This window comes from Ruegeria sp. CDSB029 (genome assembly GCF_059611125.1).
Window position 1 is genome coordinate 1 of the sequence record NZ_JBXWOX010000031.1, and the last position, 14,213, is coordinate 14,213.

The 14,213-nt window shown below is 56.6% G+C and carries 13 protein-coding genes and 1 tRNA gene; 5 read left to right on the plus strand and 9 right to left on the minus strand.

The window, feature by feature from the left end; translation table 11 throughout:
• Position 1: 1 nt before the first annotated feature.
• The 5 genes from AC2FI8_RS22735 to AC2FI8_RS22755 form a co-directional block, all read right to left on the minus strand.
• Positions 2–76: transfer RNA gene (locus AC2FI8_RS22735), tRNA-Glu, on the minus strand.
• A 98-nt stretch (positions 77–174) separates the two neighbouring features.
• Positions 175–1,917, minus strand: coding sequence for a single-stranded-DNA-specific exonuclease RecJ (recJ, locus tag AC2FI8_RS22740; protein WP_496781058.1), 1,743 nt, complete (start codon positions 1,915–1,917; stop codon positions 175–177).
• A 90-nt stretch (positions 1,918–2,007) separates the two neighbouring features.
• Positions 2,008–2,991, minus strand: a complete 984-nt coding sequence (gene glpX, locus AC2FI8_RS22745; RefSeq protein WP_058274789.1) for a class II fructose-bisphosphatase — start codon at positions 2,989–2,991, stop codon at positions 2,008–2,010.
• Positions 2,992–3,060: 69 nt separating this feature from the next.
• On the minus strand, positions 3,061–4,347 hold the full coding sequence (locus tag AC2FI8_RS22750; protein ID WP_496781059.1) for a homoserine dehydrogenase: 1,287 nt from the start codon (positions 4,345–4,347) through the stop codon (positions 3,061–3,063).
• Between the two features lie 127 nt (positions 4,348–4,474).
• A complete protein-coding gene (locus tag AC2FI8_RS22755) occupies positions 4,475–4,723 on the minus strand; it encodes a hypothetical protein (protein WP_058274791.1) in 249 nt (82 codons plus the stop codon).
• Positions 4,724–4,822: 99 nt separating this feature from the next.
• On the opposite strand from AC2FI8_RS22755, the gene AC2FI8_RS22760 reads away from it, so the two are divergent.
• The gene (locus AC2FI8_RS22760; protein ID WP_496766857.1) at positions 4,823–5,410 is read left to right on the plus strand and encodes a TetR/AcrR family transcriptional regulator; all 588 of its coding nucleotides are present in this window, start codon (positions 4,823–4,825) and stop codon (positions 5,408–5,410) included.
• A 14-nt stretch (positions 5,411–5,424) separates the two neighbouring features.
• Here the strand turns inward: AC2FI8_RS22760 and AC2FI8_RS22765 are convergent, their stop codons facing one another.
• A complete protein-coding gene (locus tag AC2FI8_RS22765; RefSeq protein WP_496766856.1) occupies positions 5,425–6,336 on the minus strand; it encodes a pirin family protein in 912 nt (303 codons plus the stop codon).
• A gap of 158 nt (positions 6,337–6,494) precedes the next feature.
• Between AC2FI8_RS22765 and AC2FI8_RS22770 the strand changes: the two genes are divergently transcribed.
• Complete coding sequence (locus tag AC2FI8_RS22770; RefSeq protein ID WP_496781060.1) at positions 6,495–6,992, plus strand: hypothetical protein; 498 nt, start codon at positions 6,495–6,497, stop codon at positions 6,990–6,992.
• Here AC2FI8_RS22770 and AC2FI8_RS22775 read toward each other — a convergent pair.
• From AC2FI8_RS22775 to AC2FI8_RS22785, 3 genes are read right to left on the minus strand one after another with little or no spacing between them, the layout of a single operon-like run.
• Positions 6,922–7,560: a TadE/TadG family type IV pilus assembly protein gene (locus tag AC2FI8_RS22775; protein WP_496722070.1), complete on the minus strand. Its 639-nt coding sequence runs from the start codon at positions 7,558–7,560 to the stop codon at positions 6,922–6,924. The two genes, AC2FI8_RS22770 and AC2FI8_RS22775, sit on opposite strands and share 71 nt — an antisense overlap.
• A 1-nt stretch (position 7,561) precedes the next feature.
• On the minus strand, positions 7,562–8,095 hold the full coding sequence (locus tag AC2FI8_RS22780) for a TadE/TadG family type IV pilus assembly protein (protein ID WP_496722072.1): 534 nt from the start codon (positions 8,093–8,095) through the stop codon (positions 7,562–7,564).
• The gene (locus AC2FI8_RS22785) at positions 8,092–9,900 is read right to left on the minus strand and encodes a TadE/TadG family type IV pilus assembly protein (protein WP_496781061.1); all 1,809 of its coding nucleotides are present in this window, start codon (positions 9,898–9,900) and stop codon (positions 8,092–8,094) included. The genes AC2FI8_RS22780 and AC2FI8_RS22785 overlap by 4 nt, the downstream gene beginning before the upstream one ends.
• A gap of 325 nt (positions 9,901–10,225) precedes the next feature.
• On the opposite strand from AC2FI8_RS22785, the gene AC2FI8_RS22790 reads away from it, so the two are divergent.
• The 3 genes from AC2FI8_RS22790 to dnaG all read left to right on the plus strand — a co-directional run bounded on the left by AC2FI8_RS22790 (position 10,226) and on the right by dnaG (position 14,136).
• Positions 10,226–11,656 carry a Glu/Leu/Phe/Val family dehydrogenase gene (locus AC2FI8_RS22790; RefSeq protein ID WP_496704433.1) on the plus strand — a complete coding sequence of 477 codons (1,431 nt, stop codon included), beginning with the start codon at positions 10,226–10,228 and terminating at the stop codon, positions 11,654–11,656.
• 153 nt (positions 11,657–11,809) lie between these two features.
• Positions 11,810–12,106: a hypothetical protein gene (locus AC2FI8_RS22795; RefSeq protein WP_496738824.1), complete on the plus strand. Its 297-nt coding sequence runs from the start codon at positions 11,810–11,812 to the stop codon at positions 12,104–12,106.
• A gap of 80 nt (positions 12,107–12,186) precedes the next feature.
• Entirely contained in the window at positions 12,187–14,136 is a 1,950-nt protein-coding gene (gene dnaG, locus AC2FI8_RS22800; RefSeq protein WP_496766853.1) for a DNA primase, read from the plus strand.
• The last annotated feature ends 77 nt before the right edge of the window (positions 14,137–14,213 follow it).

Below are 14,213 nucleotides of genomic sequence, written 5' to 3' on the forward strand. Positions count from 1 at the left end.
GTGGTAGCCCGTAGGGGAATCGAACCCCTCTTTCCAGGTTGAAAACCTGGCGTCCTAACCGATAGACGAACGGGCCACGCTGGCTTGTGGAGGGCCTTTTACGGTTTACCTCTGACCCCCGCAAGCCGAAAAATGCAGGGATGCGAAACTTTTTTGGCAGGGCCGGAAATGGGCTCAGTTTGCCTCTGCCGCGTCCTCCAACCTCAGCTGAACGCTTTGCCGTCCACCCCATGTGTTCACTTCAAGCCGTCCGGCGAAATGAAAGCGCGCGCCGCCATGGTTGGACAGCTTTTCACCCATTGGTCCGTCAAAGGCTCCAAAGGCAATGGCATCAAGACCACCACCAACCCCGTCGGACAGCGACAGTTTCAGATGCGATTCCCCCACGCGCTTGGCAAATCGCACCTGCAAGTCCGGCAACGCATAGCGCGGGGCAGGGGCGCTGGCCCCGAAAGGACCGGCTTTTTCTATCTGTTCGATCAGATCGACCGAAGCTGCGCCCGGCATAAGCGCTCCGTCTAGCTTCATGTCTGCAGGACCGCCCTTGCCCGCGCCTTGCTTGGCCAACAACTCGCTGAGGCGTTCCATGGCCGGTTCCAACTGATCCCGCATAACGGTCAGCCCAGCGGCCATCTTGTGCCCGCCGCCTTTAACCAAAAGCCCCTCGGCCGCCAACCGTTGGATTGATGCCCCCAGATCAACGCCAGAAACCGACCGCCCTGAACCCTTTCCTTCATCACCATCAAAGCCGATGACAATGGCGGGTCTGTTGGCGCTTTCCTTGAGGCGGGATGCCACGATGCCGACAACGCCGGGATGCCACCCTTCGCCCGCCGCCCAGACTAAGGGGGCATCCAGCCCACGTTCCTCGGCCTGTTCCAGCGCCGCTGCACGGACTGCGTTTTCGATATCACGACGCTCGGTGTTCAACTCGTCCAATCTTTGAGACAGCGCTTCGGCTTCGGTCATCGAGTCCGTGCTGAGCAGTCGCGCGCCCAGATCCGCTTGACCGATCCGCCCGCCCGCATTGACGCGCGGACCCAGAAGAAAACCTAGGTGATAGCTGGTAGGCGCTGAATCCATACGCGCCACATCCGACAGCGCCACTAATCCCGGTCGTTGCCTCTGCGCCATGACCTTCAAGCCTTGCCGGACCAGCGCCCGGTTCGCGTCGATCAGCGGGGCCACGTCCGCAACGGTTGCCAATGCCACAAGATCCAGCAACCCGATCAGGTCGGGACCCTTAACCTGAGCCTCACGCAGTTGCCGTCCGGCCTCAACCAGCATCAGAAACACCACCGCAGCAGCGCAGAAATAACCCAGGTCGCCGCTTTCATCCTGCCGGTTCGGGTTCACTACGGCCACGCAATCCGGCAGCGTTTCACCACCAAGGTGGTGGTCCAACACAATGACATCCGCGCCTTTTGCCGCCGCGATAGGTTCGTGGCTGAGCGTTCCGCAGTCCACGCAGATAATCAGGTCATGCGCGGCCGCCAGTTCCTGCATTGCAGGCACGTTCGGCCCATAACCCTCATCAATTCGGTCTGGCACATACAGCGTGGCTTGCAGCCCCATCTGACGCAGCCAGACAAGTAGTAAAGCCGCCGAACTGCCCCCATCGACGTCGTAATCGGCAAAAACCGCGACCCGCTGCTTAATCCGGACAGCTTCCAAAAACCGCGTTGCGGCGGTCTCCATATCCTTCATGCACCGGGGATCGGGTAGCAATTCCTTCAGCTTTGGTTCAAGAAAGCTTTCGGCTTCCATGGGGGGCACTCCGCGCCGCGCCAGAACCTGACACACTGCACGAGGCAGGCCAGCCTGTTGCACCAGCATTTCTGTTGCCCGTTCGACCTCGGCCTCCGGTCCGATCCAACGCCGCCCGGTCAGTGACTGCTCAACCCCTAAAAAGCTCATGCTTGCCTCTCATATGCTAAGGCCGGACCCTCTCGGACCCGGCCTCAATGTATCTATCGATACCTCTGCCAAAGGCAAAGGTGCAAGCCATTACGCGTTGTCGTGCGGCCAGGTTGGCGTGCGGTAGGACATGCGGCGCACCGACCCGGTTTTGGAACGCATCAACAGGGTGGTGGTTTCAACCCAACCCGGCTGGCGTTTGATCCGCGGCAGCAAAGAGCCACCGGTCACGCCAGTTGCGGCAAAGATCACGTCTGCAGTCACCATCTCATCACGAGAATAAACACGGTCCAGATCGGTGATACCCGCCTTGGCGGCACGACCACGCTCGTCGTCGTTGCGGAACAGCAGGCGGCCAAAGATCTGCCCACCCATGCATTTCAGCGCGGCAGCGGCCAGAACGCCCTCGGGTGCTCCGCCTTGCCCCATGTACATATCGATGCCGGTCTCTTCGCTTTCGGCACAATGCATGACGCCGGCCACGTCACCATCGGTGATCAGGCGGATCGAGGCGCCGGTTTCGCGCACTTCAGCGATCATCGCTTCGTGGCGGGGACGCTCCAGAATGCAGACGGTGATGTCGGCAGGCTTGCAGCCTTTGGCGTTGGCCAGCGCTTCAACGCGTTCACGCGGGCTCATGTCCAGGTTTACGACGCCTTCGGGAAAGCCCGGACCAATGGCCAGCTTGTCCATGTAAACGTCAGGAGCATGCAGCATCGACCCGCGCGGGCCCATCGCGATCACGGTCAGCGCGTTCGGCATGTCCTTGGCGGTCAGAGTCGTGCCCTCAAGCGGGTCCAATGCGATGTCCACACCGGGGCCGTTTCCGGTGCCGACCTCTTCGCCAATATACAGCATCGGTGCTTCGTCGCGCTCGCCTTCGCCGATGACAACCACGCCGGCAATGTCCAGCAGGTTCAGCTGCTCGCGCATCGCGTTTACAGCCGCCTGATCCGCAGCCTTTTCGTCACCACGTCCGACCAGCGAGGCCGATGCCAGTGCGGCCTGCTCTGCGACCCGTGCAAGGCCCAGAGACAACAGGCGGTCGTTGAAATCGATTTTGGCAGCGCTCATTTTTCGTATCCTCAGGTCAATAAAGGCGTTTCATCGGGCATAGCCTGCGTTTTGTGCAAGCCGCAAGGGTCAAACCTCTTCAATCCGCAGTGCGACGGGCTCACCCGACACGACATCGGTCGCGCGAAGCCCTTCCAAAGCGACATCCAAAGTGGCCCGCGTGGTTTTGTGGGTCACAATCAGAACCGGCGCGGTGGCTTCGGTGTGCCCGTATTGGCGCATCCGGTCGATCGAGACGCCCGCGTCACCCAGAATGGCGGCCACTTTGGCCAGTGCACCGGGTTTGTCGAACAGCGCGAGGCGCAGATAGTAGGGGGCGGGCAGGCCGGTAATAGCGGGTTTTGCGTCTTCCAATGTTGTTGCTGGGCGGCCAAAGGTCGGGATTTGCAACCCCCGCGCCAGATCGCAGACGTCACCCATCACGGCGCTTGCCGTTGGACCCTCGCCCGCACCGGGGCCGCGCAGGACGACCTGATCGACTGCGTCGCCTTCGATGACGACCATATTCGTGCCGCCTTCCAGCTGACCCAAGGGCGAGCCGCTGGGTACAAGGCATGGCTGCATCCGCTGTTCCAGACCGCGTGCCGAGCGCTGAGCGACACCCAGCAACTTGATACGATAGCCCATGTCGGCTGCCTGATGAATGTCATCCAGACTGATATGCTGGATGCCTTCGATCTGGATGCCGTCGAAATTCGGTTTGGTGCCAAACGCGATCGAGGACAACAGCGCCAGCTTGTGCGCCGCGTCGATGCCGCCCACGTCCAGGTTCGGGTCAGCCTCAAGGTAGCCCAGCTCGGCACATTCTTCGAACAGCGCGTTATACCCCAACTCCTGCGATTGCATCCGCGTCAGGATATAGTTGCAGGTGCCGTTCATCACGCCCATGACGCGGGTGATCTCGTTCCCGGCCAGCCCCTCGGTCAGGGATTTGATCACAGGGATACCACCAGCAACGGCCGCTTCGAAACGGATTACACGGCCTGCGTCCTCGGCTTTTTCAGCCAGCTCCTGACCGTGAATGGCCAACAAAGCCTTGTTTGCGGTCACCACATCCTTGCCGGCGGCCAACGCGGCCTCGACAGATGCTTTGGCGGGGCCGTTTTCGCCGCCCATAAGTTCGACAAAAATATCGACATCGTCGCGCTGCGCCAAAGCAACGGGATCAGTCTCCCATGCATACTCCGACAGGTTCACGCCACGGTCTTTGTTTGCGTCGCGTGCAGAAACAGCTGTGATTTCGATCGCACGACCTGTACGCGCCTGCAGCAGGTCCGCATGGCGGCGCACGATCCGCACGACACCCACGCCAACCGTTCCCAAGCCCGCAATTCCCAGCCGCAGCGCCTGTGTCATCCCGTGGGTTCCTTTCCGCTCGAATGTCCTTGGTTTCGGGCTGTTTGCCCGTTCAAAGGTGCCTTAACGGGTTCGGCGCCGAGGCGCAATCCGAGACAGCGGTAACAGTCGGTTGAAACGCTAAAGGTCAGTTGGTTTGCGCGTTCTGCAGCGCTTCGGCCCTTTTGGCCAGCGCTTCGCGGCGCGCGGTCAGGTCTTCTTCAACCTCGGCCGCTTCGTTCACGGGATCTATGGGCGGGCCAAGAATATCCTGAAGTGGGACCAGCTTCGGATACGCGGCCGAGCGCACATTCGGCTGCTCGCGTCCTTCCAATTCCGGAAAGTCCGTGCAGGCAGCGCAAGTCAGAAGCAGGACCAACAATGGCAGAGGCTTCATAACGAACCCTTTCAATAACGACTTAGACTGTGATGCACCTTTTGCTGGGGTCGTTCAAGCGGGGTTCTATATGAACGCTTGTTCATATACGATGGCGGTATGGCACGTACTCAAGGTTCACATTCCGATATCACCGGCCCGCGCATTCGAAAAGCAGCGCTGGGGCTGTTTGCCCGACATGGCTATGCAGCCGTGTCCATGCGCCAGATCGCAAAGGAGGTGGGCGTACAAGCGGGTGCTCTGTATAACTATACGCCAGACAAGCAAAGCCTGCTTTATCGCCTGATGCATGACCATATGCAGGATCTGTTGGCCGCATACGATGAGCTTGAAAAACCTGCCGATGCAGAGGCTGCGCTGCGCCGCTTTGTCGGCTTTCACATTCGGTTTCATTTGGAGCGACCGGATGAAGTCTTTATTGCCTATATGGAGCTGCGCAACCTCACGCCCGAAAACTTCTCGGAAATAGAAGGCCTGCGCCGGGCTTATGAGGATTCGCTTGAAGCCATCTTGCAGGATGGGCAGAAGTCTGGGCTCTTCTCGGTTGCCGATACCAAAATCGCGACCTTGGCCGTGATCGCGATGCTGAACGGTGTGATGACCTGGTATCGTGCAGGCGGACGCTTGTCGCTGGACGAAGTAGAGCAGGTTTATTGGGATATGGTCAGACGCGCCGTAACCGCCTGACCAACTTTGTTTAATCAGTGCGCGGCGCGGATGAATGTGCCATTGCGGAGTTCTTTGAACGCCAGTTCCAGTTCGGCACGCGTGTTCATGACAATTGGACCATGCCATGCGACAGGCTCATCAATGGGCGCGCCGGAGATCAACAGAAACCGGACACCTTCCGGACCAGCTTGAACCGTGACCTCATCACCGGTGCCAAACCGAACCAGAGTGCGGTCACCGGACAGATCACGGATGTTAACCTCTTGTCCCGCGACTTCTTTTTCCAAAAGCACGCCGGTAGGTTGTGATGCATCGGCAAAGGCCGCCTGTCCTTGGAACACATAGGCAAACGCCCGGCGGTAGGTGTCGATGCGAAAGGTCTTTCTCACACCGGCCGGAACCTGAATATCCAAGTACTGCGGGTCGGCGGCAATACCGTCTACCGGGCCGGTTTTGCCCCAGAACTCACCAACAATAACGCGCACGGTGGTGCCGTCATCATCAGTGACCTCGGGGATCTCTTTGCTTTGGACATCCTGATAGCGGGGGGCTGTCATCTTTTGATCTGACGGCAGATTGCCCCACAGCTGGAAACCGTGCATTTGGCCCGCACCGTTTCCCTTGGGCATTTCCTGATGCAGGATTCCGGACCCGGCGGTCATCCACTGAACGTCGCCTGCGCCCAAAATGCCGGTGTTGCCCAGCGAATCCGCATGCTCGACCGAGCCGGACAGGACATAAGTGATGGTTTCGATGCCGCGATGCGGATGCCAGGGGAAGCCTGCCTGATAATCCTTGGGGTGATCATTGCGGAAGTCGTCGAACAACAGGAACGGGTCAAGCTCGGACGGGTCCTGAAATCCAAAGGCCCGGTGCAATTTGACGCCTGCGCCTTCCATGGTTGGCATGGCTTTGCGGGTTTCCAATGTTGGTCTAAGGGACATGATGGCCTCCTGAATTTGTGGGGATCATGTATGCTGTTGGCGATATGCGTCAATTTGCGTGCAAACACGGGTGCTGTGCGCAATTCCATAGTCGGCTTCCCTCTGTTTTTCGGCAGACAAAGCGGATAAACCCGGACCGAGCAGAGCAGGGGACGTCAATGCAACAAGAAATTCTGGCCACGGTCCGACCTTCATCATCCAGACGTTGGATAGGGGTGGGGATGCTGTCGACCGTGGGTGTGCTGGTCATCTATGTCGCTTTGACCACGCCACCGGAACCGGCCTGGCTGGTCTTTTTACTTGTCGTTGGTGTGGCGGCGTTCTGGCTGGCCTATCGCATGTGGCAAGCCACCAGTGACTGGATCGAGCTGACCGAGACTGAATTGCGGACCGGTTCAGGGCAGGTGATTGCGCGTGTCGAAGATATCGAGACCATCGATCAGGGGGTGTTTGCGTTCAAACCGTCAAATGGATTTTTGTTGAAGACAAAGGAAAGCGCAGGAAACAGCTGGGCACCGGGACTCTGGTGGCGATTGGGGCGCCGTGTTGGCATCGGCGGCCTGACCACGGCCGCCGAAACAAAATTCATGATACAGGTGCTACACCCACTGGCTCTACATCCTGCTGACAGAAGTGATCAGAAACGTTCCCCTTGACGATTGGAACAAAACGCGGACGCGTGAAAACAAAGTTATTGAATGTGTGATCTCTGTCCAGCCAAGTGGTGTTCAGCAATGGAACGTAGTCTTTCGACGTTTCGACAATGATCATAGTGTCCAAATCCGCCATTTCCGGAAGCAATTCAACCAAAGGGTCGAGGTTGTCATTGGTCCAATTGCCCTCGAACCCGCAAGTTGTCGACCACTCAATTCTATAGCGCTCTTCTGTACCCGCATCTACATCTGCAGCGATGTACTGGATTACCGACAAACGCATTTTTAGCGGTGAATTGTCGGTCACCATACGGTTGTATACCAAATACATAGATTCCGCATAGTTATCGGTAATTGCATCCTCACCTTCACGTGAAATCAAGTCACTTACTGTGTACGCAGCTTTTAGGTTGGCGGTGTTTTCGCGAAAACCATCAAAGTACGTATATGTAAGTGTAACAGTCCATACGAGGAGAGGTAAAATAATAGCCGTCTCCACGGACAGGTTGCCGTTTTCGTTGCTCGCAAAAGTGCCAAGCGAGTGACGGATACGTGAAGCAATACGCGTCATTTTAAGGCTCCTGAACAAAGGTCGTCGTCGACGTAAGAGTGACCAGACCATCTTCGCCTGACAGAGCTCGCCCCATTGCCGTAGTGGGAAATACTGGATCGACCTTTGCACAGGCGCGCATGATCATCAGTGCGTTGGATCCGCCGTTTTGGAACACGGTAACAGGTTGAACCTCTTCCGCTCTGTCAACGCAGGTGGGCTCGACCGGAAAATCCAAAACGCCACGCGGATTCTGAACAATCATCTCCAATAGCAGGTTGTCAGAGCATGCGTGCATAACAACCATATGGTCGCAGATGGCATTCTTGATTGTATCGTGCTCAGTATCCGGCAAATTGATCCCAAGTCGAATGTCGCGCACGACCAGATCCATAGAGCGATCCAGCATCGCTTTCTGAATCGTGACCAACGAGTATTCGATGACGCCTAGAATGAAGAATATGTACAAAGGGAACAGTATGGCGAACTCTACGGTCAACGAACCGTCCTCAGTTCGTTTGAACCTGATCACTTTTCCCAGAGCTTTGCGGATCATTGCGTCAGTCTCAGTTGTTTGATTGAAACGGCAATGGAGTCAAAAACTTGTGAAAGCGAGAGGTTATCGTCGCCCAGGCCGCCGCCGTCGTTGACTTTGAAAAAGAAGCCGTCGCCGCTAGAACAGTTATCGATGACCGTGGCACCTGCTTCCGGTGCTTCGAATGCAATGCCATAGACATCAACGTTCTTAGCCTTGATCGCACCGCAAATATCACTCACCCTAGTGTTTTTGGTTCCGCTACCAATCGTTGTGAAGGCATTGTTGTACCAGTCTCGAGTGCGCTGGTATTCGAATGCATAGTTATACTCGGCGTTCCAGTCCAAGTTCACACGATTCCACAATTCCGGGTAGGTCAGGCGGACGGATTCACCTTCTTCGTTGAAGGGTTCCGTGTGCCCTCTCGTTCCCCTCCGGGTATAGAAAAACTCAGGTGGGTTTTCTGAGATTTGAACACTGTACTCACCAGAGCGAGTCAATGTTCTCGAGCAGTCGTATTTAACCCATACCCCGACGTCCCAGTCATAATACTCGCGACAGTTCCTATAGGCCTTTTGAGTACTTGTGCTGGGATTGTACCAAACATCCGATAATCCGTCGCGCAAGTCCTCGTCCAAAATCCAATTGCTGGTGTTCTGCCCGTCTGTCATGACAATCATGATCTTTTTGACATTGGACTCATATGCCAGAGGGCGGTTGCTAAAGGTCGGTGGAACGACTTTGGGGGGAATGTTTCCATCCGCGTCTTTTCCCGTTTCCGGATCAACTACGACGTTCGGGTCGGCGTTCTGCGTTGACAGTCTGCTGATGACCGGCTGGAATTGGGGATCCAGCAGTGCGGCACCCCATTTGACTCCGATATCAATCGACGTGTTTCCGCCCGCAGTCATGGCGTTTATCTGCTTGTGCAGGTCAGTTTTGATATTGGTAACCGGCGTGATGGAACTGCCGGCTCGGGTAGTGCAAACTGAATAGGAGTGGGATTCTCGATCGTATCGGTCACTTTTGTTAGAGCGGTCGAAATGCGCTGTGCGATTGAGTGTTTTGTTCGGATCAATCCAAGATTCCTTGAATTGGTCTTCGATTTCGGTGTCCTTGAAATCCACGCAATTGGAATAACTGTGTTCTGTCGTAACACCCGGCATGTTGTCCAAAAGGTTCGCGCCAGCGTTTACCTGGTTGTTGTAGGGTATGATCGAGATAGAAATCTTGTCCGGGTCTTCGCCAAGATAGATCGTATCCACGAATTGTACGGCGGCCTCTCGAAGCGCCTGTATCTTTGTTTTACCCTCCGTTGCGGATGGATCGCCCATTGAGCCGGAAATATCCAGAACCAACGCGATTTCGAGCGACCCAATGGCCTCTTCAGCAACGCTTGTTACCGAAGCTGTCAGTGTGGGATACCCAAAAAACCACATGAAATGTGTAGGGACGTCGACTTTAGCGTTTGCAGTAACTTTTCTTGATCCGATGGTCGGATCATCAAAAACGATAGGTTCTTCGGTAAGATCGCCGCGGACGTCGGATTTCTCAATGTAAGAAATGACTACATCTTTTGGGGCGAGTTTTTGTTTGACATTGGCCGCTGCAAGAACCGCACGGTCCAGAGTTCCTTGAAGGCTCGCTCGGTCACGCTCAAAATTCATAATGTCAACGCCGATACCTGCTGTCGCAAATATGAGCAAAAACCCAACAACCACAAAGATCGTGAACACGCCACCGTCCTCGTCGCGTGAAAAACGACGAGCAGCAGCGGCTGCGTTCTTATAATTCTTGGCGTTGCACTTAAATACGCGCATTTTCATCTAGCCGTCCTCGCTGAGCAGATATCCGACGCTGCTAAGGAAAAGTTAACGTATGAAAACTAACGGCGAATCGTGGCGTGAATTGGGCGGAAGCGCCAGAGTTATGGCAACTTTGGGCTGGAACCGTAGATAATTGAACGACTTTTTCGCCTCTGTTTTCGGTCGGGCGACAATTATTCAGGTGTTGAGCCCAGCGCGCGACTCAGCCCGGTCTGAGCGCCTTAATGACGATTTCGGGTTTTATTGTTGCTTAATTATTGATCGTTTAGGCAATGGGTGCGACAAAACGTCAGAACGCTCGTCGTTCGTCGGCACGGAGGATTAAATGACGGCCATTAATGAACCAAGCTTTCGCGAAAGTGTAGATTTGATGTTTAACAGGGCGGCGTCCCTGATGGACCTGCCGCCGGGGCTTGAGGAAAAGATCCGTGTCTGCAACGCCACCTACACCGTTCGGTTCGGCGTCCGCCTGCGCGGCGATATTCATACTTTCACCGGCTACCGCTCGGTTCATTCCGAGCATATGGAGCCTGTAAAGGGCGGTATTCGTTACGCCCTTGCTGTGAACCAGGACGAGGTCGAGGCGCTTGCCGCCCTGATGACTTATAAGTGTGCTCTGGTCGAAACGCCCTTTGGCGGATCAAAAGGGGGATTGTGCATTGATCCCCGAAAATACGAAGAGCACGAGTTGGAGCAGATCACCCGCCGCTTTGCCTATGAGCTGGCCAAGCGCGATCTGATCAACCCCTCGCAAAACGTACCCGCTCCCGACATGGGAACGGGTGAGCGTGAGATGGCGTGGATGGCGGACCAATACGCCCGGATGAACACGACGGACATCAATGCGCGCGCCTGTGTGACCGGTAAACCACTGAATGCAGGCGGAATCGCCGGCCGGGTCGAAGCAACGGGCCGTGGCATCCAATACGCTCTGCGAGAGTTCTTCCGCCACCCGGAAGACATGCAAAAGGCAGGGTTGTCCGGCAAGCTGGATGGGAAACGTATCATTGTTCAGGGACTGGGCAATGTGGGCTATCACGCCGCAAAGTTCCTGAGCGAGGAGGACGGATCCAGAATTGTCGGCATCATCGAATGGGATGGTGCGCTGTATAATCCCGACGGGATCGACGTGGAATCCGTACGCCAGTGGATCGTCAAGCATGGCGGCGTCAGTGACTATCCAGATGCGACGCACTCGGCCGAGGGTGGTGCAGTTCTTGAAGAAGAATGCGATATCCTCATCCCGGCTGCTCTGGAAGCGGTTATCAACCTGTCTAATGCAGACCGGATCAAAGCGCCTTTGATCATTGAGGCTGCGAATGGCCCGGTGACTGCCGGTGCGGATGAGATTCTGCGCAAGAAGGGTACGGTGATCATTCCGGACATGTACGCAAACGCGGGTGGTGTGACGGTTTCCTATTTCGAATGGGTCAAGAACCTCAGCCATATTCGCTTTGGCCGTATGCAGCGCCGTCAAGAAGAGGCGCGGCATGAGCTGATCGTCAGCGAGTTGGAGCGGCTGGATCGTTACCTAGGCGATGCCTGGTCGATGTCGCCGGACTTTAAGGCCAAGTACCTTCGCGGTGCGGACGAGTTGGAACTGGTGCGCTCGGGCCTCGATGACACGATGCGCATTGCCTATCAATCCATGCGCGAAGTCTGGCACAGCCGTGATGATGTCGAGGATTTGCGGACGGCGGCCTATATTGTGGCCATCGACCGTGTGTCCAAAAGCTATCGCGCCAAAGGGCTATGATGGTTTGAAATCAGGGGCAGCCTGGCTTTGTCAGGCTACCCCTACAATCAGGGTTGGCGGCCTCAACCCCGGCAGATACGCCGAAAACGGTAATGGCGGGCCGTGCCTGCGACAGGTAAGCTGCAGCGACAGAATCGATTACCGGAGTTTTCTATGTTGCGTATCGCCATTGCAGCCGCTTTGCTGGCTACCCCATTAGCTGCGGAAGAGACCAAAGAGCAAAGCTGCCAATATCAGGCAGACGTTGTTGCGGCGATCCAGAAGGCACGGCTGGACCGTGTAAAAGAGCGCAACGTGCCCCAGGCAGTTGCCGAAACCAGCCCGACTTGGCCCGAAAATTACAATGCTGCCATCCCGTTGATCGCGCCTTGGGTCTACGAACAAAAGATGCGCGACGTGCGCAAAAAGGATCTGGGCGCCGCCTGGCTTGAGCTGTGTTTGCAGCAATAATCCACAGCCCCATCATTTCCCTGTGGACAAACGCGCGCCATACCCTTGGCGCGCGTTCTTGTTTCTGTCAGGTTTGACCCATGTCACTGCCCCCCGGATTTCTGGATGAACTGCGCACCCGCCTAAGCCTGTCTCAGGTCGTCGGGCGCAAAGTCATGTGGGATCAGCGCAAGTCCAATCAGGGCAAGGGGGACATGTGGGCGCCATGCCCGTTTCACCACGAAAAGACCGCGTCCTTCCACGTAGATGACCAAAAGGGGTTTTATTACTGCTTTGGTTGTCACGCCAAAGGCGATGCGATCAGCTTTGTGAAAGAGACCGAGAATGTCTCATTCATCGAAGCTGTTGAGATTTTGGCGCGCGAGGCAGGCATGCCCATGCCCGCGCGCGACCCGAAAGCGCAGGAAAAGCAGGATCGCCGGTCGCAACTGGCCGACGTCATGGAGCAGGCCGCGCAATTCTTCCGCTTGCAACTCAAGACCGGGGCAGGGGGCGTGGCGCGAGACTACCTGACGCGTCGAGGATTGGATGCGCAGGCGTTGGACCGGTGGGAGATCGGGTTTGCGCCGGATGGCTGGCAAGGGTTGTGGGATCACCTGCGCGGAAAGAACGTGGCCGAGGACCTGATCCTTGGGGCCGGGCTGGCCAAACCTTCGAACAAGGGCAAAAAGCCTTATGATACGTTCCGCAATCGGATCATGTACCCTATCCGCGATCCGCGCGGGCGGTGCATCGCGTTTGGCGGTCGGGCAATGGACCCCAATGACAATGCGAAATACCTGAACTCGCCCGAAACGGAATTGTTCGACAAGGGGCGCAGTCTTTATAACCACGGCCCTGCGCGTCAGGCCGCAGGCAAAGGGCAACCTCTGATCGTGGCCGAAGGGTACATGGATGTGATCGCCCTGGCCGAAGCTGGATTTGGGGCGTCGGTCGCCCCATTGGGCACGGCGATCACCGAACATCAGTTGCAACTCCTGTGGCGCATCTCGGATGAGCCGATCATCGCGTTGGATGGCGACACGGCCGGCCTGCGTGCCGCGATGCGGGCCGTTGATCTGGCGTTGCCACTGTTAGAGGCCGGGAAATCTCTGCGCTTTGCCCTGATGCCCGAGGGCAAGGATCCCGATGATTTACTACGAGCCGAGGGACCGGCAGCCGTGAAAACAGTGCTTGAAGGCGCGATTCCGATGGTCAAGCTGCTGTGGCAGCGTGAGACAGAGGGCAAGGTGTTCGACAGCCCGGAACGCAAAGCTGCGTTGGATAAGTCGCTGAGGGACAAGATCAAACTGATCCGCGACCCCTCGATCCGGGCGCATTACGGGCAAGAGATCAAAGACCTGCGCTGGCAATTGTTCCGCCCGCAACGTCAGCCGCAAAATCGCCAATGGCAGCCACGCGGCAAGTGGCAACCTCCGAAACAGCCAGCAACCCCCGGTGCGCGCTCATCTTTTCTGGCGTCTTCAGAAACTGCGGATATCCAGATGCGCGAGGCTGCGATTCTGGCAATCGCCATCCTGAACCCCACTGTTGTGGTCCAATTCGAACATCAACTTGAAGAGATGGAGTGCCACGATCCCGATCATGCCGCCTTGCGCGCCGCCATCCTTCGACATGCGATCGACGACCCAGAGCATCTGAAAGACCACATTTTTGAAACTTTGGGCGGCGAAATCCTTGAAAACCTGCTGGCCCTTCGCCATGTCGCAGTAATCCCTTGTGTGTTCAAACCAGGCGACGTCGAAAAGGCCGAGATGACTCTGGCCGAGGAACTCGCGAAAATCAAAGCGCTCCGGGGATTGGATGCCGAGATTGCCGAAGCTGCAGAGGAACTGTCTGATCTGGCTGATGAAGCGCTGACATACCGGCTGGCCCAGGCCGCCGAAGAGCGTAACCGCACAAGCCGCAGTCAGAACGAGGATAGGTCGGTTTTTGACATCGCCGATAACGGCGCACGAATCAACCGCGACGAGAAAGACGCGTTTCAGGCGATCATGTCTGGCATCAATTTTGAACGGAAACGTCGCTAAAGTGGTGTTTTCGTAAGGCACTGGAAAAGAAAAACGGGTAAACGGGTGGCCGAATCACTTCTACGCGCTAATGATTC